The organism is Nocardia sienata NBRC 100364, assembly GCF_001613205.1.
Classification (GTDB): Bacteria; Actinomycetota; Actinomycetes; order Mycobacteriales; family Mycobacteriaceae; genus Nocardia; species Nocardia sienata.
Genome location: NZ_BDBX01000003.1, coordinates 231,150 through 254,901, shown reverse-complemented (window position 1 = coordinate 254,901; position 23,752 = coordinate 231,150). Strand labels below are relative to the sequence as shown.

Annotated in this window: 20 protein-coding genes; 11 read left to right on the top strand and 9 right to left on the bottom strand. The window is 69.4% G+C overall.

What is annotated here, in order from left to right; all coding sequences use genetic code 11:
- Positions 1 to 13 precede the first annotated feature (13 nt).
- On the bottom strand, positions 14 to 1,252 hold the full coding sequence (locus NS4_RS02230; protein ID WP_084486544.1) for a PP2C family protein-serine/threonine phosphatase: 1,239 nt from the start codon (positions 1,250 to 1,252) through the stop codon (positions 14 to 16).
- A 296-nt stretch (positions 1,253 to 1,548) separates the two neighbouring features.
- Here NS4_RS02230 and NS4_RS02225 point away from each other — a divergent pair, with 296 nt between their 5' ends.
- The 3 genes from NS4_RS02225 to NS4_RS02215 all read left to right on the top strand — a co-directional run bounded on the left by NS4_RS02225 (position 1,549) and on the right by NS4_RS02215 (position 3,441).
- Positions 1,549 to 2,151: a PadR family transcriptional regulator gene (locus NS4_RS02225; RefSeq protein WP_063057749.1), complete on the top strand. Its 603-nt coding sequence runs from the start codon at positions 1,549 to 1,551 to the stop codon at positions 2,149 to 2,151.
- Positions 2,148 to 2,615 carry a nitroreductase/quinone reductase family protein gene (locus NS4_RS02220; protein ID WP_063057748.1) on the top strand — a complete coding sequence of 156 codons (468 nt, stop codon included), beginning with the start codon at positions 2,148 to 2,150 and terminating at the stop codon, positions 2,613 to 2,615. The genes NS4_RS02225 and NS4_RS02220 overlap by 4 nt, the downstream gene beginning before the upstream one ends.
- Before the next feature lie 334 nt (positions 2,616 to 2,949).
- On the top strand, positions 2,950 to 3,441 hold the full coding sequence (locus NS4_RS02215; protein ID WP_063057747.1) for a beta-class carbonic anhydrase: 492 nt from the start codon (positions 2,950 to 2,952) through the stop codon (positions 3,439 to 3,441).
- A 67-nt stretch (positions 3,442 to 3,508) separates the two neighbouring features.
- On the opposite strand, the gene NS4_RS02210 is transcribed toward NS4_RS02215, so the two are convergent.
- Positions 3,509 to 4,429: a DUF5995 family protein gene (locus tag NS4_RS02210; protein ID WP_063057746.1), complete on the bottom strand. Its 921-nt coding sequence runs from the start codon at positions 4,427 to 4,429 to the stop codon at positions 3,509 to 3,511.
- A gap of 185 nt (positions 4,430 to 4,614) precedes the next feature.
- Positions 4,615 to 5,589, bottom strand: a complete 975-nt coding sequence (locus NS4_RS02205) for a GlxA family transcriptional regulator (RefSeq protein WP_063057745.1) — start codon at positions 5,587 to 5,589, stop codon at positions 4,615 to 4,617.
- A 70-nt stretch (positions 5,590 to 5,659) separates the two neighbouring features.
- Between NS4_RS02205 and NS4_RS02200 the strand changes: the two genes are divergently transcribed.
- Positions 5,660 to 6,010, top strand: coding sequence for a cupin domain-containing protein (locus NS4_RS02200; protein WP_218020281.1), 351 nt, complete (start codon positions 5,660 to 5,662; stop codon positions 6,008 to 6,010).
- Positions 6,011 to 6,022: 12 nt separating this feature from the next.
- Here NS4_RS02200 and NS4_RS02195 read toward each other — a convergent pair whose 3' ends face one another.
- Positions 6,023 to 6,904, bottom strand: coding sequence for an LLM class flavin-dependent oxidoreductase (locus NS4_RS02195; RefSeq protein ID WP_063057744.1), 882 nt, complete (start codon positions 6,902 to 6,904; stop codon positions 6,023 to 6,025).
- Between the two features lie 681 nt (positions 6,905 to 7,585).
- On the opposite strand from NS4_RS02195, the gene NS4_RS02190 reads away from it, so the two are divergent.
- Positions 7,586 to 8,668, top strand: a complete 1,083-nt coding sequence (locus NS4_RS02190; RefSeq protein ID WP_084486541.1) for a fatty acid desaturase family protein — start codon at positions 7,586 to 7,588, stop codon at positions 8,666 to 8,668.
- A gap of 42 nt (positions 8,669 to 8,710) precedes the next feature.
- On the opposite strand, the gene NS4_RS02185 is transcribed toward NS4_RS02190, so the two are convergent.
- Both NS4_RS02185 and ilvD read right to left on the bottom strand, forming a co-directional pair.
- A complete protein-coding gene (locus tag NS4_RS02185; protein WP_063057921.1) occupies positions 8,711 to 9,943 on the bottom strand; it encodes a cytochrome P450 in 1,233 nt (410 codons plus the stop codon).
- Between the two features lie 95 nt (positions 9,944 to 10,038).
- Positions 10,039 to 11,718 (bottom strand): dihydroxy-acid dehydratase, encoded by a 1,680-nt coding sequence (ilvD, locus tag NS4_RS02180; RefSeq protein WP_063057743.1) that lies wholly within the window; start codon positions 11,716 to 11,718, stop codon positions 10,039 to 10,041.
- Between the two features lie 183 nt (positions 11,719 to 11,901).
- On the opposite strand from ilvD, the gene NS4_RS02175 reads away from it, so the two are divergent.
- A complete protein-coding gene (locus tag NS4_RS02175; protein ID WP_063057742.1) occupies positions 11,902 to 12,504 on the top strand; it encodes a chloramphenicol phosphotransferase CPT family protein in 603 nt (200 codons plus the stop codon).
- 178 nt (positions 12,505 to 12,682) lie between these two features.
- Here the strand turns inward: NS4_RS02175 and NS4_RS02170 are convergent, their stop codons facing one another.
- Positions 12,683 to 13,234: a YceI family protein gene (locus NS4_RS02170; RefSeq protein ID WP_063057920.1), complete on the bottom strand. Its 552-nt coding sequence runs from the start codon at positions 13,232 to 13,234 to the stop codon at positions 12,683 to 12,685.
- Positions 13,235 to 13,335: 101 nt separating this feature from the next.
- Here NS4_RS02170 and NS4_RS02165 point away from each other — a divergent pair, with 101 nt between their 5' ends.
- From NS4_RS02165 to NS4_RS02155, 3 genes are all read left to right on the top strand, one after another.
- Positions 13,336 to 14,172 carry a helix-turn-helix transcriptional regulator gene (locus NS4_RS02165; protein ID WP_063057741.1) on the top strand — a complete coding sequence of 279 codons (837 nt, stop codon included), beginning with the start codon at positions 13,336 to 13,338 and terminating at the stop codon, positions 14,170 to 14,172.
- Positions 14,173 to 14,572: 400 nt separating this feature from the next.
- Complete coding sequence (gene helR, locus NS4_RS02160; protein ID WP_174552054.1) at positions 14,573 to 16,780, top strand: RNA polymerase recycling motor ATPase HelR; 2,208 nt, start codon at positions 14,573 to 14,575, stop codon at positions 16,778 to 16,780.
- 280 nt (positions 16,781 to 17,060) lie between these two features.
- On the top strand, positions 17,061 to 17,699 hold the full coding sequence (locus tag NS4_RS02155; RefSeq protein ID WP_063057740.1) for an HD domain-containing protein: 639 nt from the start codon (positions 17,061 to 17,063) through the stop codon (positions 17,697 to 17,699).
- A gap of 12 nt (positions 17,700 to 17,711) precedes the next feature.
- Here the strand turns inward: NS4_RS02155 and NS4_RS02150 are convergent, their stop codons facing one another.
- Positions 17,712 to 18,362, bottom strand: coding sequence for a class I SAM-dependent methyltransferase (locus NS4_RS02150; protein WP_063057739.1), 651 nt, complete (start codon positions 18,360 to 18,362; stop codon positions 17,712 to 17,714).
- 167 nt (positions 18,363 to 18,529) lie between these two features.
- Here NS4_RS02150 and NS4_RS02145 point away from each other — a divergent pair, with 167 nt between their 5' ends.
- Positions 18,530 to 21,790, top strand: coding sequence for an arabinosyltransferase domain-containing protein (locus NS4_RS02145; protein WP_063057918.1), 3,261 nt, complete (start codon positions 18,530 to 18,532; stop codon positions 21,788 to 21,790).
- A gap of 155 nt (positions 21,791 to 21,945) precedes the next feature.
- Positions 21,946 to 23,169 carry a lipase family protein gene (locus NS4_RS02140; protein ID WP_084486599.1) on the top strand — a complete coding sequence of 408 codons (1,224 nt, stop codon included), beginning with the start codon at positions 21,946 to 21,948 and terminating at the stop codon, positions 23,167 to 23,169.
- Between the two features lie 296 nt (positions 23,170 to 23,465).
- Here the strand turns inward: NS4_RS02140 and NS4_RS02135 are convergent, their stop codons facing one another.
- Complete coding sequence (locus NS4_RS02135; RefSeq protein WP_063057737.1) at positions 23,466 to 23,702, bottom strand: MbtH family protein; 237 nt, start codon at positions 23,700 to 23,702, stop codon at positions 23,466 to 23,468.
- Positions 23,703 to 23,752 lie beyond the last annotated feature (50 nt).

The following is a 23,752-nucleotide window of genomic DNA, read 5'->3' as shown; positions in this document are numbered from 1 at the left end:
GAGTCGGCGTTCGTCACCGGAGTTCACCCTTTCGCCCGTCGTTCCAGCACACATGAATGATGGCCAGGTCGTCGTCGAGACCGCCCGCCCCGGCCAGTTCCTCGACCCGCACGATCAGCTCGTCCACGAACGCCTCGGGACGGACCACGGGGACGGTCCTGGCGATCTCCAGCAAACCGGCTTCCCCGAGCCGGTCGCCGTTACGGCCCACCCGGCCCTCGAACAAACCGTCGGTGAACAGCATGAGACCGGCCCCAGCGGGGAGCTCGATCTCCGCGGCCGGCCATTCGGCCCGGCCGGGCATGAAGCCGAGCGCTGCGCCGCCTGGCACCTCGAGCCAGCTCAGTCCCCCGTCGCCGTGGTGCAGCATGCCCGGATGCCCGGCGCGCCGCACCACGACCCGTCGCGTCGACGGATCGAGCACGAGTCCGGTGGCAGTGGCGAAGGTCTGCCGGTCGGTCCGCTCGGCCAGCAGTACCTGCTCGAGCAACCGTAACTGCCGCGAACCGGTCACGCCGGAGAGGACCAGGGTGCGCCAGGCCAGGCGCAGCGCGACACCGGTCGCCGCGGCGTCGGGTCCGTGGCCGGAGACGTCGCCGATGATGACGTGCACGACGCCGTCGGGATCCTGGACGACATCGTAGAAATCCCCGCCGAGCAGCGAATGGGCCCGGCCCGGGCGATACCGCGCCACCACGTCCACCGCGCGGTCGGCACCGAGCAGCGGTGTCGGCAACAGACCCCGTTCGAGGCGGGCGTTCTCCTGCGCCCGCATCTGACTGGCCTGGAGGGCCGCGCTGGTGCGTTCGGCCTGTTTGCGTTGAATGGCGTAGCGCACCGCGCGAGCGAACAACTCCGGCTCGACCCGGCCCTTGACCAGATAGTCCTGCGCTCCGGAGGCCAGGGCCGCCAGCCCCGTACCCTCCTCGTCGAGCCCGGTCATCACCACCACGGCGACGCGCTCGTTGCTTGCGCGGATCCGGGCCACCGCTTCCAGCCCCTGGGCGTCGGGCAGCCGCAGGTCGAGCAGGACGCAATCAGGCACCTCGACGCTGAGGCGAGCAGCCGCCTCCGACAGTGTGCGCACCCACTCCAGGCGCATCCCGCGTTCGGCGTCGGCTACCAACTCCTCGACCAGCAGGGCGTCCCCGGGATCGTCTTCCACCAACAGCACGAAAGGTTCCCGCTCGAACCAGCCCGCATTGTCGGCCGGACCGAGATCCGCCCCGGCAATATCACCGCGCAAGGTCACCGCCGAATTCGCCAGCAGGCATCGACACCCCAGCCTTCGATCACACAGGACACGAGGGCGACACAACGCACGCTCGCAGACTCAGCGGCCGGTTGCTGGACCGAGAGGCAGTCCTGATCGTAACGGATGGCTGTCCACCCCCGTGAACGGGCGGGCTCGGTGCGCCCATATCCGGGCATAGCGACTACACATTCCGGCATTTCGGGCAAGCAGTGCTTGCGGCTTGTTCACAGCGGTCACGACCAGTACAGTCAAATAGTCGAATTCGACTAACCTAACTCGACCAAGAGGTGACAGTGACCCGGGAACTCCGTGCCGTGGAAACACCGCTGACGCTGGCCGTACTCACCCTGCTCGCCGAACGGCCCCGGCATCCCTACGAGATGAAGACCACCCTCCGCGAGAGGCAGGTCGCCGAAGTGGTGAAACTGCGTGGCGGATCCCTCTACGACGCGATCGGCCGCCTCGAGAAGGCAGGAGTGGTGTGCCGCACCGGTACAGCGCGCGCCGGAGCCCGGCCGGAACGCACCGTCTACCGGATCACCGAATCCGGCCGCGAACTGCTGGACGCTCTGCTGGAGCGGTTCCTCGCCGAGCCGGTGAACGAATACCCCCGTTTCGTCGCCGCGCTGGCACATCTCCCCGCGCTCGCGCCGCCGGTCGCCGCCCGGCTCCTGCGCCGCCGGGCTGCCCGGCTGCGCGAGCAGGCGGCCGACACCAGTCGGACAGCGGAACAGTCCGCAGACCTCCCGCGGGCAGTCCTCTTGGAATCCGACTACCTCGGACATCTGCGCGAGGCCGAAATCAATTGGCTGGAACGTACCGCGAGCGAGATCGACCGCGGTATGCCGTGGCCGGACACAGGAGCCGGCCGCGACGACAACAAGGAGCAACTGTGAACAACGACCGCCTGCGGCGACGCCTCAAACCCCTCAATCGCGTGATCGTGACCCTCCAGCGCATGGGCGTCGCGGTGGGCACCATGCGCGTGCTCTCGGTGCCCGGGCGCCGGACCGGGGCACTGCGGACCACTCCGGTCTCGCCGCTGACCGTCGACGGCGCGATGTACGTGGTGGGCGGATTCGACGACGCCGATTGGGTCCGCAACGCGCGAGCCGCCGGCTGGGGCGTACTGGCCAAGGGACGGCGCAGACGACGGGTTTCGCTGGTGGAACTGCCGGTGTCCGAGCGCGAGCCCATCTTGCGCGCTTTCCCGCGCGAGGTGCCGCACGGAGTGCGCTTCATGATCACCGCCGGCGCCGTCGAATCCGCCGACCCCGAGGCTTTCGCCGCCGCGGCACCGCACTGCCCGGTGTTCCGGATCGAACCGTTGAGCGGCGCCGAACCCTCGGCGGGCGGCTGACCGGCGTTCGCGCGGACCCGGCGCAGCGCCGAGTACGATCTCGGAGGCCACAGTGCCGCGAGGTCGGGCGTGGCGCCGGGTGGCCACCGGCACGCCGATACGCGTCGGGGCTCACCGCGCAACCCGTCCCAGCACGCACGCGGCACGGTGGCCGGACCGGGCGCCGGCAGCCCCGTACTGTGGGGCTCGCCGCGCTCGGCGCGACGCGGACGGTTCGCGACACGCCAGGGTTGAATTCTGCCCGGTTCTATCGGTCGTGATCGCGAGCGACAGCTTGGGAATGTGAATGCGGACATTCGCATATCGAGACGTCGACGAACGGAGGTCGGTACCCATGACGGTGACCGATGACTACCTGGCCAACAACTTGCGCTACGCCGAACAGTTCAGCGGTCCGCTCCCCCTGCCGCCCAGCAAGCACGTCGCGGTGGTCGCCTGCATGGACGCCCGGCTGGACATCTACCGGATCCTCGGCCTCCGGGAAGGCGAGGCCCATGTCATCCGCAATGCGGGCGGAGTCGTGACCGATGACGAGATCCGCTCGCTGGCGATCAGCCAGCGGCTGCTGGGCACTACCGAGATCATCCTGATCCACCACACCGATTGCGGCATGCTCACCTTCACCGATGACGATTTCAAGCGCAGCATCCAGGACGAGACCGGCATCAAACCTTCCTGGTCGGCCGAGGCATTCTCCGATCTGGCCGAAGATGTGCGGCAGTCGCTCCGGCGAATCGAAACCAGCCCGTTCATCACCAAGACCTCGTCGCTGCGCGGCTTCGTCTTCGACGTAGCCACCGGACGGCTCGAAGAAGTCGGCGCCTGACCGAGTTCCCCGCTGGTGCGGCCGTGTTCGGTGTCGCGCACATCGGATGGTGTGCGCGGCACGCCGTTCACAAGGCGCCGTTCGCGGCGAGCACCTCGAAGGCCGAGTCGGCGCTGCGCCACAACACATCCATCTCCGCGCGCACCGCGGGTGCGGCCGCCGGATCCTGCAGCGCCAGACCGTTGCCGAAAATCACCACATTGGCGCCCAGATCGGCCAGTCGCAGCAGCGGGCCGGTGGCCACCCCTGCTCCGAGTACGGCATCGAGCCCCTCCCCCAGGAAGTAGAACCGCCACAGTGGGCCGAGATCGCCGCCGTAGAGCTCTCGGGTGAGATCGACGATGAGCGATCCATGACCGGCGATCGCGTCGACGATCCGGAAGTGATCGGGCGCGTCGGCCGGAGTGGCACGGGTGGCGGCCACGGCCTCGGACAGGTCGCGGGTGAGGTGGGCGTTGTAGCCCGCCATCGCGACTCGGGTCGGCGACAACTCGCAGCGGTGGGCGAGCCGGAAATAGTGGTTCCACTGGGGTTCGGCGGGTGCGCCGGTGAACTCGGCGTGCACATTGCGCAGGAACCGCAGCAGCAGATCGAGACTGATGCGATGCGCCCACTCCGGGTCGTCGAACACGCCCGGATCGCGTTGCAGCGGCATCACCGCGGCCTGTTCGACCGCGTCGAGCCCCAGGGCGAGCAGTCCGCGCCGATCCCGGTGTGCCACCAGGATCTCGGCGATCCGCCGATGCCGTTCGACCGCCTGTTCGAGCCGGTCCAGCGACGAACCGGAATTCTCGTCGTACGAGACGGAGGTATCGGACAGTTCGACGATCTCGGCGACTTCCGAAACCGACAGCGGTGTTCCGCAGGCGGTATCCAACTCCGATGCCGCGGCACGCACCCCGCCGGCCAGAGCGGCCGCATTGGCCAGGAATACCGTCGCGAGGACGAATACGAGGTATCTCGACCGCACCGGACGTTGGCTGGACATACCTGCTTCGCTTTCCCTCGGCGGCAGACGACCGAGCCGTGAAACCCGGCTCCCTGCGGTGGATCCGGAACAGGGGTGTTTCGCGCGTACTGCCCTGCCGGGCGCGCGCTCGAGCCTAACCCAGCCGCCGGCCCGATCCGCCCTCCCGCCGGTGGGAGCGGCCGGTCGGCCCGCCGCGCGGCGCGTCAGCCGCGGAAAGCGCGCCGGTAGGCCGCCGGGGTGGTGCCGACCAGCGTGTGGAACCGGCGCCGCAGATTGGTGGCAGACGCCAGGCCGACCCGCGCGGCGATCGCCTCGACAGGCAGATCGGTTTCCTCGAGCAGCCGGCGCGCCGCGGTGACCCGCTGGGTCAGCAGCCAGCGCCCGGGGCTGGTCCCGAGTTGTTCTGCGAATCGGCGGGCCAGGGTCCGCTGCGAGACTCCCGCCCGGACGGCCAGATCGGACAGTGTGATGGACCGATCGAGGTGGGCGATGCTCCAGTGCAGCAGAGCGGCCACGGACTCACCGGTGGTGTGCGCGGCGAGTGGCGCCGGCACGAATTGGGCCTGCCCGCCTTCGCGGTGCGGCGGCATGACCATGTGCCGGGCGAGTTCGGACGCATAGGACGCACCGTGATCGCTTCGTACCAGGTGCAGGCACAAATCGATACCGGCGCCCGCGCCCGCGCTGGTGGCGATGTCCCCGTGGTCCACATACAGCACACCGGGCTCCACCTGGACCCGGGGGAAGCGGACCCGCAGTTCGTCGGTGCGCGCCCAATGGGTCGTCGCGGCCCGTCCGTCGAGCAGGCCCGTCTGCGCCAAGGCGAACGCGCCGGTGCAAATGGAGACGAGGCGGGCTCCCCGCGCGGCGGCCGCACGCAATGCCGCCAGCATCGCGGAGGACACCTCCGCGGTGAACGGCAACCAGCCGGGGATCACGATCGTATCCGCGGTTTCCAGAGCCTCGAGGCCCGCCGCCACCCGCATCGTGTACCCGGCGGTGGTCGCGACCTCGCCCGGATGCTCGGTACAGACCAGGAAGTCGTAGCGGCCGGGGAGCCCCTCGCGCGGCGTACCGAAGACTTCGGCCACGCAACCGAGTTCGAACGGCGCCTGCGGCGGTGTCACCAGCGCGGCGACGCGATGCCGGCCGGGCGGGCCGGACCACTGACCGGTCATGACAGAAAAGTACCCGAGGATGACTTTCTTGACACTGGTACCCGCGCCACCGGCTCGGCATGCTGACCGTATGACCCTCCTACCGCTTCCCGAAAACGGTCCGACCATGCCCGGTTACACCTGGTCGACCCTGGTCGACGCGCCCGTCCGGGAGCTGTTCCCCGGTATCCGCCTGCGCTCGCTGTGGTCCGGCCCGGACGGCGTCGGCGCTCATGTTCTCGAGATGGCGCCCGGCAGCCGGTGGGAGGGCGTGGATGTACATCGGCCCGGCCCGGAAGAGGTGTTCGTGGTGTCGGGCACCTTCAACGACGGTGTGCGCGACTATCCGGCCGGCTCGTTCATCCACGCACCGGCCGGGTCCTGGCACATACCGCAGACCGTGACAGGTTGTGTGCTGTTCGTTTTCTATCCCGAGGGCTGATCGCCCCGCGCCTCAGCGGGACGCGATGAGTTCCAGCGTCTCCTCCAGGACGGTGAGCGCCACCGCGCTGGGAACCAGGATGAACTCGTCCAGTCCGGCTTCCTCGGCGGCGTCCAGCGTGCGGTGCAGTGCCGCGGTGTCGTAGGTCTTCATCGCCGAAGCCGCTCCCGCGGCCGCCTCGCCGCCCAGGAAGCCCAGGTACTCCGCGGTGAAATCGCGCAGAACCTGGTCGGGTTCGGGCACGCCGAGCGCGTAGAAGCACCCGCTCACCAGGCGCGGCGCGTCCCGGCCCGCCTCGGCCCAGGCGCGGCGCGCGGCCTCGGCGGACCATCGGATCTCGGCGGGCACCCCGCCTACGCTGAACGCCACGACCCCGTCGGCCCACCGCGCAGCGCGCGCGAGCGATTTCGGGCCGAGGGCGCCGGCGAGCACGGGCGGGCCGCCGGGCTGCACACACGGCGGCCCGACCGGATCACCTCCGGCGACCGCCGGCTCCCCGGCCCACAGCGCCCGCAACTCCGCGACCGCGCGATCCAGCCGATCGTGGCGACGCTCGAATCCCGAAGCGAGACTCCGGTAATCGTCACCGCGGCCCCCGACGCCCACGCCGAGGGCGAAGCGTCCCGCGGACAGTACATCGATCGTCGCGGCCTGTTTGGCGACCAGCGGCACCGGATGGGCCGGCAGCACCGACAGATTCGCGAAGATCCGCACCCGTTCGGTGACCGCGGCGGCCGCGGCGAGGGTCGTCCACATCTCCTGATTGTGGAAGGTCATCCGCTCGCCGCACGAGATACTGGCGACGGGGCCCTGCTCGGCGAGCCGGCACCAGTCGACGGTGGCGGCCCGGTCGTACCCGCGGCACATGGTGGGTAGTGCGATCCCGATTTCCATCGCCCCAGCATCGGGCAATCGAGCCCGCTTAGCAAGAACAGGTTCTAGTTTTTCGGAGCCGGAGTCGAAACCGACCCTGATCAGCCCCCACCACCACCTCCACAGCCACCACCCCCACCGCAACCGCCGCTGTCGCCGTCACCCCCGCTTCCGAGGACCCACCCGGCCGACGCGGCAGTGCCGGTGGCACCGCGCCGGCGCGAGGCGGACAGCGGAGCCCGGCTCCGCCGGGACCGACGCACCGTCGCCGTGACGGCCGGCACCACACCGATCGCGAAGAACCAGACGCCCACCCCGAATCCGATGAGGCCGGTCGGTACGAAGCCGGCAAAGACGGCCGAAGTAGCCAATAGGAGCAGCACGATACCTCCCCGGATAGTGGCGCCACCTCGGATGGATTACCCAGCGACAGATTTCGGTGAACATCTCCGATGGCACATGTGCCGTCGTGGATTCCGGCGGACCGCGGCCCATCGGGATATCAGCCCACCGACTACGGAATCGCTCCGGCGAGCTCACCTCCACTACGGCCGCGAGCACGCTCGCCCGATTACCCCGGCCGGGCAACCAGGCGCCCGCGACGCAGGTAGGGTGAACGCGAAAGTCGGCAAGGACGACAGGCCCGCATGATGCCGGTCCGTCGACCGGTGAAGCGACACCCGTGCACAGATCGGTGAGGAAATGACGGCAAACGCCGCCACACATGTTGTTCCTGTCGACCGGATCGAGGTCTCCGCACCTCCCGAGGCCCCGGCCCGCCCCGCGCGCCACAGCGACTACGCGGTGCTGCTGCGGCAGGTGCGCGATGCGGGTCTGCTGGACCGGCGCCCCCGGTACTACCTCTGGAAGGGCGGAGCCGCACTGCTGGCACTGGCCGCCGGATGGACCGCGTTCGTCCTGATCGGCGACTCGTGGTGGCAGCTGGCCACGGCGACCTTCCTCGCCGCGCTCTTCGCTCAGTTCGCCTTCCTCGGTCACGACGCCGGACACCGGCAGATCGCCGGCAGTAGGCGGGCGGACTTCCTACTGGGGGCGATCTTCGGCAATCTCGCCATCGGCGTGAGCATCGGCTGGTGGACGAGCAACCACAACCGTCACCACGCGCATCCCAATACCGAGGACGCCGATCCGGACATCATGGGTGTGCTGGCGCATTCGAGTGTCCGGGCGCGCGCCGGGCGCGGCCTGCGCCGGGTGATCTTCCGCTACCAGGGCTGGCTCTTCTTCCCGATGCTGCTCCTGGAAGGCCTCAGCCTGCACTTCTCGAGTGTCCGGGCGATCGTGCGGCGCGATATCCCCCGGCGCGGCCTGGAGGCCGCGCTGCTGGCCGCGCACGCCGTCGGCTACCTGACCGTCGTCTTCCTGGTGCTGCCTCCCCTGCACGCGCTCGGCTTCATCGCCGTACAGCAGGGCTTGTTCGGGCTCTATATGGGAACCACGTTCGCACCCAACCACAAAGGTATGGCGGTACTCCCGGCCGGCGATACGACCGACTACCTGCGCCGCCAGGTTCTCACCTCCCGTAACGTCCGCGGCGGGATCGTGATCGATACCGCCTTCGGCGGCCTCAACTACCAGATCGAACACCATTTGTTCCCGTCCATGCCCCGGCCGAACCTGCGGCGGGCCCAGCCGATCGTCGCGAAATACTGCGCGGATATCGGCGTGCCCTACTGCGAGACCGGCCTGTTCGATTCCTATGCGCAGGCCCTCGGGCATCTGCACACGGTCGGCCGTTCGGCCGGGCCCGAACGGTCCGAATAGGCACCGGCCCGCGCAGTCGACCGGTTCGGCGCGAGGCGCCGGTCAGCGGGTCCGTGGTCCGGCGATGACGGGCAGGGCGGTCAGGCCGTGCAGCGCGAGCCCCTTGCGCGCCACCGCCGGACCTGCCTGCCTCAGCCCCGGAAACGCGCGCAGCAGGGCAGGAAAGGCGAGCTGGGCCTCCAGCCGGGCCAGCGGCGCGCCCAGGCAGTAGTGCACGCCGCCGCCGAACGACAGGGGCGGTTCGCCCGCACGGTCCAAGCGCAGTGTGTCCGGTTCGGAGAAGACCTCGGGATCACGGTTGGCCGCGCCCAGCAACAGGACGACGCGCTGTCCGGCGGGCAGGGTGTGACCGCCGCCGGAGAGTTCCTCCGGCGCGGTGCGGGAGGTGAGCAGCTGTACCGGTGAGTCGTAGCGCAGCAGCTCCTCGGTCGCCGGACCGGCCAGTTCGGGGTTCTCCCGCAGCAGGGTCGCCTGGCCGGGATTCTGAAGCAGTGCGACCAGACCGTTGGCGAGCAACCCGGTGGTGGTCTCGAACCCCGCGGCGAACAGCAGGGCCGCCATGGTGATCAGTTCGTCGTCGTCCAGGCGCGCGCCGTCGGCGGCCGGGACGACCAGGGCCGACAGCAGGTCCTCGCGCGGCTCCCGGCGCCGCCGCGCGGCCAGCTCGCGCAGATAGTCGCTGATCTCGGCGGCCGCGTCGTCGGCTCTGGCGACACCCGGAGCGTCCAGTAGATCGAGCACCCCCGCCCAGTCCCGCACCAGCGGCTGGAACCGGAGCCGATCGGCTTCGGGCACCCCGAGCAGCTCACCGATCACGGTGACCGGCAACGGGAACGCGAACGCGTCGACGAAATCCACCGGGTCCGGACCGGCCAGATCGCCGAGCAACCGGTCGACGGTGCGGGCGATCGCCCGGCGCAGCCCGGCCACCCGCCGCGCGGTGAAAGCGCCGGATACCAGCCTTCGCAGCCGGGTGTGATCGGGTGGATTGCGCACCAGCATGCTGGTGAACATCAGGCGCAGCCCCGGATGTTCGCGCCAGTCGGCGAACCCGGCGGCGGCGAGTCCGTGTTCCGGCCGCTTCAGCAGCCGATGGTCGCGCACGAGAGTGGCGGCGAGCCGGTAACCGCTCACCACGAGTGTCCCGTCCGGAGTGTGGGCGGCGGGACCGAGTTCGCGAAGCTCCCGGTACAGCGGATAGGGATCGGCCTGGCCGGCCGGTGTGGTGAGCGCGGACATCAGTCCGCCTACTGTGTCGGCGCTCTTCGTCGTCATGGTCACCCCCGGTTCGTGGTGTCTCTGAGCGTCCACGACGAGCCTACCCGTGGGCCCGCCCCCGAACTCCGTCCACGGCCGAATCCCCTACCGCCTCAATCGCATACGGCCCCATTCGAGGCCGAGCCCACCAGCCGCGAATACTTGGCGAGCACCCCGCGGGTGTAGCGGGGCGGCAACGGCGCCCAACCTTCACCGCGGCCGGTGAGCGTCGCCGGATCCACGAGCAGGTCCAAGGTCCCCGCGCCGACGTCGAGGCGGATACGGTCACCGTCACAGACGAACGCGATCGGGCCGCCGTCGACCGCCTCCGGGGCCACATGACCGACACACAGACCGGTGGTACCACCGGAGAATCGTCCATCGGTCAGCAGCAGGACATCCTTACCGAGGCCGGCGCCTTTGATCGCCGCCGTGATGGCCAGCATCTCCCGCATCCCGGGACCGCCCTTGGGCCCCTCGTAGCGGATGACCACCACGTCACCTGCCGAGATGGTGCCGTCTTCCAAGGCGTCCATCGCAGCCCGCTCCCGGTCGAAAACCCGGGCGGTGCCCTCGAAGACATCGGATTCGAAACCGGCCGATTTGACCACTGCTCCACCGGGCGCGAGCGAACCGTGCAGGATGGTGATACCACCGGTCGGATGGATGGGCGCCGACAGCGCGCGCACTACCTTGCCGTCCGGATCGGGCGGCGCGATATCGGCCAGGTTCTCGGCCACCGTCCGGCCCGTGACGGTGAGACAGTCGCCGTGCAAGAGTCCGGCGTCCAGCAGCGCTTTCATCAGCACCGGGACACCGCCCACCCGGTCGATATCGGTCATCACGTGGCGGCCGAAGGGTTTCACATCGGCCAGGTGCGGGACACGCCGGCCGACCCGGGCGAAATCGTCGAGGCTCAGCGCGACCCCGGCCTCGTGTGCGATCGCCAGCAGATGCAGGACGGCGTTGGTGGATCCGCCGAAGGCCATGACCACCGCGATGGCGTTCTCGAACGCCTCGTGGGTCAGGATGTCGGAGGTGGTGATCCCGCGCCGAATCAGTTCCACCACGGCCTGTCCGCTTCGCCGGGCATAGCCGTCGCGCCGGCGATCGGTGGCCGGCGGCGCCGCGCTACCAGGCAGCGACATTCCCAGCGCTTCGGCCGCGCTCGCCATCGTATTCGCGGTATACATTCCGCCGCAGGCGCCCTCACCGGGGCAGATGGCCCGCTCGATCGCATCCACATCCGCCCGGCTCATGAGGCCGCGCGAACAGGCTCCCACCGCCTCGAAGGCATCGATGATGGTCACCTCGCGTTCGCTGCCGTCGGAGAGTTTCGCGATACCGGGCAGGATGGAACCGGCATAGAGGAACACGCTGGCCAGGTTCAGCCGCGCCGCGGCCATCAGCATGCCGGGCAGGGATTTGTCGCAACCCGCGAGCAGCACCGACCCGTCCAGCCGTTCGGCCTGCATCACGGTTTCCACGCTGTCGGCGATCACCTCGCGTGAGACGAGGGAGAAGTGCATTCCCTCGTGCCCCATGGAGATGCCGTCGGAGACCGAGATGGTGCCGAACTGCATCGGGAAGCCACCGGCGGCGAATACGCCGTCCTTGCATCCGCCGGCGAGCCGGTCGAGCGACAAGTTGCACGGCGTGATCTCGTTCCATGAGGAGGCCACGCCGATCTGGGCCTTATCCCAGTCGTCGTCGCCCATACCGACCGCGCGCAGCATGCCGCGCGCCGCGGTCTTCTCCAGCCCGTCGGTGACATCGCGGCTGCGGGGTTTCATATCGGGAGCATTCGGTTCGGAAGCCACGGGGCCATCATCCTCCAACGTCCCCGGAACACCGCCGGACCACGCCCGGCGACCGCCCGTCTTCCCCATGGGCAGGTGGCGGCGCCCTGCCGGATCTCGGGGTCACGGGCCGGGCATCTCCCGGAAACTCCGGGGCCGCAGGGTTACCGTGCTCCGGTGCGCAGTCACGAACTCCCCTCCCGGGTCATCTTCCTCAACGGAACTTCGAGCTCCGGTAAGACGACGCTGGCCCGGGCCATCCAGGACGAGAGCGATATTCCCTTCGTCTACTGGGGAATCGACACCTTGTTCGGGTTGGTTCCGCCGAACTGGGGTGGTGGGCGGGACGGTCCACGCAGCCGCGACGGCTTCTGGTACGACCGCACCGGCCACGACGCGCGGGGCCGGTCGTCGGTGGTCATCCGCTACGGCGGCGTCGGGCGCCGGATGTTGCGCTCGGCGTGTACCGCGGCCGCCGCGTTCGCCCACGGCGGCGATCACCTGGTCGTCGACGAGATGTTGCTGACCCCGGATCTGTTACCGATGTGGCTGGACGCCCTGTCCGGCCTGGAGGTCCAACTGGTCCGCGTCACCTGCCCGCCGGCTGTCGCCGACCGACGGGAACTGGCGCGCGGCCACCCGGCCGGGTTGGCGCGGGGCCACCTGCCCATCGTCCACGAGCACGGCCACCCCTATGACACGGTGGTCGACACCACCGCGGGGACGCCCGCCGAGCTGGCCCGGGCCGTGCTGCGCCGGGAGCGCACCGTGCTCGGCTGAGGCCGGCCCTCGGCCGCATCGTTCGCATGTCGCTCGAGCTCGGCGATGAGGTCGGTGTCGGCCGCAGGGGATGGAAAAGCGAGCACAGGCAGCGCATGGGAGCCGTGGCGAGCCGGACGCCCGCTACGTCCGGCCCGCCGGCAGCGGCTCGGTACCGCGGCGGTGGTCTGGCTCCGACCTACTTCGGCTCGATGAGCTGGATCTCCAGTTCGATCTTCACCGCATCGCTCAACATCCCGGGCAGGGGTCCACCGACACCGAACTCCGTACGTTTGATGGTGCCGGTCGCAGAGAACCCGGCGTGCCTTTCGCCGCTGGGACCGAAGTCGCCGACCCCGCCCCACTCGACGTCCAGGGTGACCGGCCGGGTGACCCGGCCCAGAGTGGCCTCGCCCACCACGGTGAACGATTCGGCGATGCGGACCGGTTCGACGGCCCGGAAGGTCAGAGTCGGGCGGTTGGCGACATCGAGGAAATCCGCGGCGCGTACATGGGCGTCCCGGTCGGGGTTGCCGGTATCGAACGAATCGAGGTGGACCGTCGCGCTCAGGGTCGCGGCGCCGGATTCGTCCACGACGAACTCCGTCTCGAAACGGGTGAAACCCCCACGCACCTTGGCGATACCGAGATGCCGCACGGTGAACGCGACCGAGGAGTGCGCGGTGTCTAGCGTCCAGGCCCCGGGACGCAGAGCGGGGGTGGTACTGGTGGTTTCCGATGGTGTGGTCATGCCATCGACCATCGCCGGACCCGGGTCCGGTTACCAGACCCCCGTTATCCTGGACCTGACAAGGCGCGGCTGCGCGGACCGGAACAGGGCACGATGGTCCTATGACCCGAAGCGCATTCGCGGAGTTCCTGGTCAGACGCCGCGCCGAACTGCGACCCAGCGATATCGGACTACCCGCGGGCGGTCGCCGACGCACCCCGGGTCTGCGGCGCGAGGAGGTGGCCGTCCGGGCCGGCGTCAGTGCCGACTACCTGGCCCGGCTCGAACAGGGCCGGGACACCAATCCCTCGATAGCGGTCGTGGAAGCACTGGCCACCGCCCTGCTGCTCGACGAACGGGAGCGCGGCACCTTCGGCTGGCTCGCGTTGACCAGCAGCAACGAGTCGCGCTGTCCGGAACCCACCGACGAGCAGGACCGGGTCCCCGAGACGATCGAGGCGGTGCTGCGTGCCCTGGCGCCCACCGCGGCGTTCGTGCTGGGCAGACGCCTGAACGTGCTGAGCTGGAACGCCGCCTGGGAGGATTTCGTCACACCACTGGGTCTCCTGGACGACCGGGACACGGTGAATCTCGCCCACTACGTCTACGGGCATCCGATGGCACGGAAAACGCTGCGCAACTGGACCGAGGCCGCCGATACCTTCGCCGAGACCCTGCGTCGCGCGAGTCTGCGCTGGCCCGGCGATGCCGGTCTGCGGGACACCGTTGACACCCTGCACAGGATTCCCGAGTTCGCGGCGCGCTGGCGTCCGCAGGGCCAGGGCCGGCCGGTGACGCCGATCCTGCGCTTCGACCACCCACAGCTGGGTGCGGCCGACGTACCGTTCGAAACCCTGGAAAGCGGACAGGAGCAGAGCGTGGTGGTCTGGCTCGTGACCCGCGCTCCCGCCTCCGGTCGGACGCTGCGCCTGGTGCCGCCGCAGGCCGCCGGGCAGTAGAGGCGGGCAGCGCACTCGGACGACGTGGCGGGGGGCGGCGCCCCGGCTCGGCGAGGAATGCGCCGGCGTGCGGTACTCCCCCGGTGCCGCAGGCTCGACACTCACCGGGCGGCCCGCTCCTCGGGGCCGTGCCGCGGAACCCACTGTTGTCTCCGGTCGGGCACGGGCGACATCCAGGGCGGATCGAGGAATCGCGTTCGGGTGGGCGGACCAACGGAACGAGTGCGGCAGACCAAGCCGATAGAGAAGAGACCTTTTCAGTCCCTTCCACCCTCAATCTATAGCGCACCCGGGGCCTTGCGGCAAGGCCCCGGTGATGCCGCAGAATCGTCCGGTCGGAAGCCGGGACGGGCAGCCGCCGCCGCGAGAACGCGGCGATCGCCGAACGAAATGAGGGCTTGTGCCGGAACACGGGTACGCAGACGAGCTGAAGTCCGAACGGCTCTACGTGGACGGGCTCTACGCGCGGCTCGATGCCGAACGCGCCCGGGCGAAGGAGAGGTACCACGCGGCGTTGCGCGGGAACGGCACCACGCTGCTGGAACGTGATGCCGAGGTCCGGGCGCTGGCCAAAGAAGTGAAGCGATTGGACGTGGCGGACAACACGCTGTGTTTCGGCCGATTGGATTCGGTAGCGGGCGAGGTTTCCTATATCGGGCGGATCGGCCTGTACGACGAAACGAACGAGTACGAACCCCTGCTGTTGGACTGGCGGGCACCGGCCGCACGCGCGTTCTACATCGCGACCGCCGCCAGCCCGGAGAACATGCGGCGACGCCGCCAGTTCCATTGCCGCCGGCGCCGGCTGGTCGAGTTCACCGACGAGGTATTGGGCCGTCCCGGAGGCGACGAACGTGGCGATGCCGCCCTGCTGGCGGCGATCGCCGCGCCGCGAGGCGAGGGGATGCGCGATATCGTCGCCACGATCCAGGCGGAACAAGACGAGATCATCCGGCTCGACCACCCCGGTGTGCTGGTCATCGAAGGCGGTCCGGGTACCGGCAAGACCGTGGTCGCGCTGCACCGTGTCGCGTATCTCCTCTATACGCAGCGGGATCGGATCGCGCGCCACGGTGTCCTGGTCGTCGGGCCCAACCCGGCCTTCCTGAACCACATCGGCCGGGTGCTGCCCTCGCTCGGCGAATCCGATGTGGTCTTCACGACCACCGGTGACCTCGTACCCGGCCTGCGGGTCACGGCCGAGGACGCCCCGCAGGCGGCGCGGGCCAAGGGGTCACTGCGGATCCTGGACGTGCTCATCGCGGCGATCGCCGACCGGCAGCGGCTCCCGGAACAACCGCTGCCGATCGAACTGGCGGGTGTGACGGTGCGCATCGATGCCGGAACCGCCGAATGGGCACGGGAGGAGGCGCGGGCGAGCGAACTGCCGCACAACGAGGCCCGGGCGGTCTTCCGCGAGATCGTCACCTACGTGCTCACCGAACGGGCGATCGGCCGGATCGGCCGGGGATGGCTGACCCGCGCCGACAAAGCGGCATGGGAAGACCTGCGCAAGGATCTGATCGCCGAACTCGCGGACAGCTCCGCCTTCACCGAGGCTCTGGACCTGCTCTGGCCGGTCCTGACCCCGCACGAGGTGCTGTCGTCGCTGTACTCGTCCTGTGAACGGTTGCGCGCGGCCGGCGCCGATCCGGCCCTGTTCCGCGTCGACGGCGCGGCCTGGACCGTCTCGGACATACCACTACTCGACGAACTGGCCGACCTGCTGGGTGGGGGCGAGCCGGACGAGCGTGCCGCCGAGCGTGCGCGCCGGGCCGAGGCCGAGTACGCCGCGGGCGTGCTGGACATCATGATCGACCGCACCGACATGATGGACGACGAGGACCATCTGTTCGCGCAGGACCTGCTCTACGCCGAGGACCTGGCGGATCGCTTCCTCGAACGCGATACCCGCGAACTCGTCGAACGCGCTGCCGCCGACCGGAACTGGACCTATCGGCACGTGGTGGTCGACGAGGCCCAGGAACTGTCCGAGATGGATTGGCGGGTCCTGATGCGACGCTGCCCGGGCCGGTCCTTCACCATCGTCGGCGATCTCGCGCAACGCCGGTCGGCGGCGGGTGCGCGGTCGTGGGATTCGGTATTACGGCCGTACGTGGCGGACCGATGGGTGTACCGGTCGCTGACGGTGAACTACCGCACTCCTGCGGAGATCATGACCGTCGCCGCCGCGGTACTGGCCGAATTCGCGCCCGGTATCGAGCCACCGGAGTCGGTGCGCGCGTGCGGGGTCCGGCCGTGGTCCAGGCAGGTGACCGAGGAAGAATTGCCGCACGCCGTGGCCGAGTTCGTCGCAGCGGAAGCCGGCCGCGAAGGCACCAGCGTTGTGATCGGCCCACCGGATGTGGCCGGTGCGGTCGCCGCGTCGGCGACCAAAGGTCTCGAGTTCGACGCCGTTCTCGTCGTGGAGCCGGAACGGATCCTCGCCGACGGGCCGCGGGGCGCGGCCGAACTGTACGTGGCCCTCACCCGGGCCACCCAGCGGCTCGGTGTCCTGCACCGGCGGCCGTTGCCGTCGGCACTGCGCGGGCTCACCGACGACACCGGGACCCCCGTCCCGGCCTCGGGACGGCCGGACGAACGGTGACCGGCCGGCCCGCCACCGTTTGTTCGGCCGGCCCGTAGCGACAGGCACGATGGTGCCGGTGACATAGCGGGCCTCCTCGGGGACCGGCCAGGCGATGGTGTTCGAGACCGACCCACCCGCGATCTATGCTCGTTCCACCCTGCACCTGCACCTTCCGACGGGTGGCGCAATACGCACCCATGGCACGGCAGCCGGACCGGAGCCACCGCCCCGCCGAGCGCACCACGCCGGTACCGGCCTTTTCGACGTTCTCACCCACTGGCGTACAGAAGGGATCGGGATGACCGAGTCCATCGCGGGAGTTGTGATACCCGACAGTCGGATGGTGGCCGAGGCCACCGATCTGGTGCGCGACAGCGCATCGCCGCTACTGTTCCACCACTCCCGGCGCGTATACCTGTTCGGGATGCTGTGGGGCCGCCGGCGCGGCCTCGAACCCGACCCCGAACTGCTGTATGTCGGCGCACTCTTCCACGATCTGGGATTGACCGACGCCTATCGCACCACCCATCAGCGCTTCGAAGTCGACGGCGCCGACGAAGCGCGCCGTTTCCTCATCGCCCACGGCCTGGACACCGAGGCGGCTCAGCGGGTGTGGACGGCCATCGCCCTGCACACCACGCCCGGTATCCCCGAACACATGGAGCCCGAGATCGCGCTGGTGAATGCCGGTGTCGCCACCGATGTCCTCGGTATCGGCTACCACGACCTGGACCCCGGTGAGATCCGCGCGGTGGTCGCGGCTCATCCACGACCCGATTTCAAGAAGCAGATCCTGGCCGCCTTCGCCCATGGTTTCGCCGATCGACCCGACACCACGTTCGGCACCATCAATGCCGATGTGCTCGCCCGTTTCCAGCCGGGCTTCACCCGCACCGATTTCGTGGACGCCATCGAAGCCGGCCCGTGGCCCGAATAGCCGCCGCACCGCTCATTCGCGGGCGGGGGCATCGTAGACCAGGCTGTAGCGCCAGAACATTCGGCGCCTGATCCGCGCACCGGGCAGTTCGGCGGCGACGGCGGCACGGATCTCGGCCAGTGTCTCCCGCGGATCGGCGACAGGCGCCGACATATGCGGCGGCGGCGCCGTGGCGCGCGAGGGGTGCCGGATCATGCCCATGACTGGATTGGCCACCACGGCAGGTAGGGCGGCGAATCCGTCGGCGCGACCCGCCGCGCGGAAACAGCCGACGACGACCAGCCGCCCGCCCGGGGCGAGGCTCTCCCGCAACTCCCGCAAGGTGGATACCAGCGGAAGGTGGTGCAGCACAGCCACCAGGGTGACCGCGTCCCAGCGGCGGCCCGCCTCACGCTCGGCGAAACCGGCCCGGACCACCCGCACCGCCGGGTCAGCGGCGAACCGCCGCGCCGCGATCTCGGCTGTCGCCGGGTCGGGTTCGAGCGCGGTGACCGTGAGACCGCGATCCCGCAGCCGGGCGGCGAGGTTACCGGTACCACAGCCGATATCGAGAACCTCACGCGCTCCCGACGCGACCACCCGGTCGGCGACCCAGCGGCCGTAATGGTCGTTGTGACTCCACGGATGACGCCGGTTGAACCGGTCCAGTCGCGACAACAGCATCCCGGCATTCTGCCGCCTGCGCTCGACCCACCGACGCCCGGAATCGCCGTCCGCGCTGTTCACACGGTCGCGAAAGTCTCACCACCTGAGCACGGGCTGAGAATCCCGCGCCCGATTCCTCCGGTTACGAATGCGTCACGATACGATCGCGCCCCGTGACGGACACCATGGTGCGGGCGGACGAGGCGCCCACGGGCGAGCAACCACCACCACCGCGGCCGGCACACGGTAGATGGGCCAAGTGGATCGCCCTGGTCGCCGGCCTGTTCGCGACGGTGCTCGCGGTCGCGGTACCGCTGCTGCCGGTACAGGTGGACAAGACCACCATCGGCTGGCCGCAGCAGGGTTCGGCCCGCAGTATCACCGCGCCCCTGGTGTCCTACGCACCGGTCACCTTCGACGTCACCGTGCCCGGCACGACACTGGACCAGTTGACCGATACCGGTGGGCTCGTCGCGGCGACCATGCCCGCGGGTGCGCCCGACCTCGAGAAGTACGGATTCGTCGCCCGGATGCGACCCGCACAGGACGGCGAACCCGCCCGCCTCGAGGTGGTACTGCGCAGTCAGTCGCTGTTCAGTGTGCCGCTCGACCGGCTCCGCGACGCCACGCTCACGGTCCGATCCGACAGCGCCGCGACAACCGCCGAGCTCACCGGTACCGATACCGAACCGCTCTTCCTGGCCGGGGACTTCCGGCCGCAGGTGGTCGGGGTGTTCAGCGATCTGACCACCCCGGGCGGCGCCGCTGTCGAGGTGGAGGTCGACAGCCGGTTCTCGGTCACCCCGACGTTCGTCAAACGCGCCGCGACCGTGCTGGCGGTGGCGCTGGCGGCGGTCGCCCTGGTCGCACTGCTACGGCTCGACCGGTCCGACGGACGCCGGATCCGGCGCCGGGTACCGCAGCGCTGGCGCACCTTCACCGGTATCGACGCGGGTGTCCTCGCGACCCTGCTGCTGTGGCACTTCATCGGTTCCACCACCTCCGACGACGGCTACCAATTCGGCATGGCCCGCACCTCGCTGGCCTCCGGCTATATGGCCAACTACTTCCGGTTCTTCGGCGTGCCGGAGAACCCGGTCGGTACGCCGCCCTACGACGTGATCGCGCAGCTGACCGAGATCAGTATCGCCAGTCCGTGGGTGCGCCTGCCCACCCTGCTGGCCGGGGTCCTGGCGTGGCTCACCCTGAGCCGTGAGGTGATCCCCCGGCTCGGGGCCGGGTTGCGCCGTGACCGCATTGTGGTCGGGACCGGCGCACTGGGGTTCCTCGCCATCTGGCTGCCCTACAACAACGGGCTGCGACCGGAACCGGTGATCGCCGTCGCCGTCCTGCTCACCTGGGTTTTCGTCGAGCACGCCATTGCGAGCAGACGCCTGCTCCCGTACGCGATCGCGATCATGATCGCGGCGTTCAGTCTCACCGCCGCGCCGTCGGGGGTGATCTGTTTCGCGCCGTTGGCGGCCGGTGCGCGCTCGATGGTGCGGTTCGGTATCCGGCGGGCCCGCGCACTGGCGGCGGCCACCGCGCGGCGGGGCCCGGATATCGGCCGGCCCGCCCGGTTTTCCGCCTACGGTGCGCTACTGGCCCCGCTCGCCGCGGCCGGCACGCTGGTACTGGTGTTCGCCTTCGGTGTCCAACCGCTGTCGGCGATGTTCGAGATGACCCGGGTGCACAATGCGGTCGGCCCGTCGGTGCCCTGGTTCGATGACTACCAGGCCTATCAGCGGCTGTTCACCGCCACCGCCGACGGTTCGATCGGACGCCGTTTCGGGGTCGTCGCGATGTGGCTCGGGCTGCTGGTGTGCGCTTTCGTGCTGCTGCGCAAGGGCGGGCGTATCCCCTTCGTCACCTCCGGCCCGGCGAAACGCCTGCTCGGGATCACTTTCGGGGCGATGCTGCTGATGGCGACCGTGCCCACGAAGTTCACCCACCACAACGGCGTATTCGCCGGTCTCGCCGGCGCCATCGCGGTGGTCACCGCGGTGGCGGTGGGCCCGAAAGTGATGCGGGCGCCGCGGTATCGCGCGCTGTTCGCCGCCATCGTGGCGGTGGTGCTCGCGCAGATTTTCACCGGCGTCAACAAATGGTTCTACGCTTCCGGGCACGGTATTCCGTGGTGGGATACGGCTCCGGCGATCGGCGGCGTCGGGATGAGCGAGATATTCCTGACCGTCGCCGTGCTGTGCCTGGCACTCGCCGGGTGGTGGCATCTGCGAGCCCCGGAACCGGGTATCCCGCATCGGGTTTCGCCGCGGGCCTGGCGGCTGGCGAAGATACCGCCGCTGACGGTGGCGGCGGCCGTGATCGTGATCTTCCAGGTGGGCTCCTTCGCCACCGCCGCGGCCACCCAGTATCCGGCGTTCTCCCTGGCCCGCTCGAATGTCGATGCCGTACTGGGGAAGCCGTGCGGACTGGCCAACGATGTTCTGGTCGAATCCGACCCGAATACCTCGATGCTCCCGCCACTGACCGGTGACGCCGCGACGACGTTCGCGGCGGACGCCGACGGCTTCGTCCCCGGCGGGGTCGCCGATGTCACGTCCGACGACGATCAACCCGCGGATGACAACAGCCTCGCCGATGCCCTGAGCGATACCTCCGACGGCACCTCGGTCACCCAGACCGGCGGCGCGCCACTGCCGTTCGGCCTGGCGAACACCACCCCTGTACTCGGTACCGCCGGACAGCGGGACTCGGCCGAACTGACCACCGGTTGGTACCGGCTGCCCGCTCCGGCCGACCGCGCCGGGATCATGGCCATCACCGCGGCCGGCCGGTTCCGGGTGATCACCCAGGACGGCGAGGTGCTACCGGGACAACCCGTCGATGTCGAGTACGGTGTCGCGGACCCGGCGTCCGGGGTCCGTCCGTTCGGGAAGGTGATCCCCGTCGATATCGGCCCGACGCCGTCGTGGCGGAATCTGCGCGTTCCGCTGGACGAGATTCCGGACCGGGCCGATGTGGTTCGGATCGTCGCCGAGGACAGAACACTCGATCCCGAGCAGTGGATCGCCCTGACCCCGCCGCGGATTCCGCAGACGCGCACGCTCGACGAGTTGATCGGCTCCGACCAGCCGGTGCTGCTCGACTGGGCGGTGGGCCTGCAGTTCCCGTGTCAGCGTCCGTTCGACCACAAGGACGGCATCGCTGCGGCTCCCGGCTGGCGCATTCTGCCCGATCGTCCCGCCGCGAACACCACCAACCTCTGGCAACGTCACGACGGCGGAGGGCCGCTGGGCTGGAGTCGTCAATTGCTGCGCTCACAGACCCTTGCCACCTATCTGAAGGACGACTGGAGTCACGACTGGGGACAGCTGCAGCGGCTGACGCCCGTGGACGCATCGGCTCGCCCGGCCACACCGAGTGTCACGCGGGAGGCACACTCCGGGCTGTGGAGCCCCGGCCACATCAACGTCACCTGGTAACCGGACCCGCCGGGCTTACGCGGAGGCCCGCGGCCGTTCGCCGAGACACCGGCGCCGTATCACCGCGGTGATACGGAAGACGACGCGACACAACAAGACTGGAACGCCGGTGTTCATGAAATCGCGCGAAAGTCCGTAATACTTGTCGCGTGCAGATTCCGAGATCCGATCGAAATCTATTGGTGCGCGCCCTCGGCGCCGTACTCCTCGGCAATATCGCCGTGGCAACCGTGATCGGCGCGAGCCCGGCTGTGGCCGCGCCCATCTACCCCCTACCCGATCCCGATCCGTTCTATGCCGCGCCGGAGAATATCTCCGGAAAATCGCCCGGGGAGGTACTGGAAACCCGGGTGATGCCCCCACTTTCGATTTTTCCGGGGGCCACGGTCACCCTGGTGAAATTCCGCTCGGCCGACTCGCACGGCCGGCCGATCGCAGCAACCACCACCGTGCTCACGCCGCAGCGGCGCGCCCCCGGCGGGCCGCTGTTGTCCTATCAGCACATCATCAACGGGCTCGGCACCCGCTGTGCTGTCTCCCGGGTGCTCTACACTCCCGACCCAGCACTGCAGGCCCGCGAGGCCACCGCGTTGAACGCGGTCCTGGTCCGCGGCTGGAGTGTGGCGCTGCCCGACCATCTCGGTCCGACGTCCGCCTACGGGGCGGCACGGCTGGGCGGGCAGATCACGTTGGACGGTATCCGCGCGGTCCGCGCGGCCGGCCTTGGCCTGCGCGACAGCCGTGTCGCCATGGCCGGTTACTCCGGGGGCGGCATGGCCACCGCTTGGGCGGCCGCGCTCGCCCCGGACTACGCGCCCGAACTCGAGATCGCGGGTGCGGCGATCGGCGGTGTACCGATGAATCTGGTGCGCATGATCGAAGCCGTGAACACCAACCCTCACCCGGCCTTCGGTTTGGTGATGGCGGCCGGAATCGGCCTCGAGCGCGAATATCCGGACCGTTTCCCGATCAGCGAGTCGATGAATACGCGGGGTCTGCTGACCCGGAATACACTCGCGAACGGATGCGTCGACGAGATACTGGCCACCGGGGCCGGACGCAGCGTGGCCGAATTCGCCGGCAATATGTCGCTGGCCGACAGTCCGGACGCCCGTGCGGTGCTCGAGGAGAACAGTCTCGAATTGTTCGACGGCGTACCCGATATACCCGTTTTCGAATGGCATTCGGCCGACGATCCGCTGATTCCGGTGGATTCCATCGTCCGCACCAACCAGCGTTACTGCGCGGCCGGTGTACCGCTGCAAGCCGAACTCACCGTATCGCCGGAACATCTGTCCGCGGCGGTCCTCGGCCTACCGGCTGTCATGGTGTGGCTCGAGGGCCGATTCCGAGGCGATCCGGCGCCGTCTAACTGCTGAACCAGAGCTGGGTCCCGGCCCCGGTAGGCCGGAAGCTGTAGACCGGACGCGGTTTCCGGCGGGCCGGACCCGGGCCCGGTCCGGAAACCGCGCCCGTGCCGGTCGCCGACCGGCGAGCTCGCGAGCGAGCTCGGCCGCACCTTCGGGCCCCGAGGAGCCGCGGCCCAAACACGTTCCGGAGAGCAGTGAACGACCACCGCGATCCGTCCGGCTACATCCGTGATCCACCGGAACCCCCGGCCGTACGGTCGGGGGTTCCGGTGGATGCCGCGCACGGCCCGCAGGCCGGTGGTGATTCAGCGCAGGCCGGCCCGGCCCGAATCGGCCGCGACCGCATCGCGCAAACCGCTGGGCCGCATATCCGTCCAGTACCGATCGACGTAGTCGATACAGGCGGCCCGGCTGTTGTCACCGAAGACGATCCGCCATCCGTGCGGTACCTCGGCAAATGCCGGCCACAGGGAATGCTGGTTCTCGTCGTTGGCCAGTACGAAGAAGCGGCCGTCCTCATCGTCGAACGGGTTCGCGCTCATATCATCTCTCCCAGGTCGTCGTTGTTGTCTGTCGGCGCCCGAACCGGTAG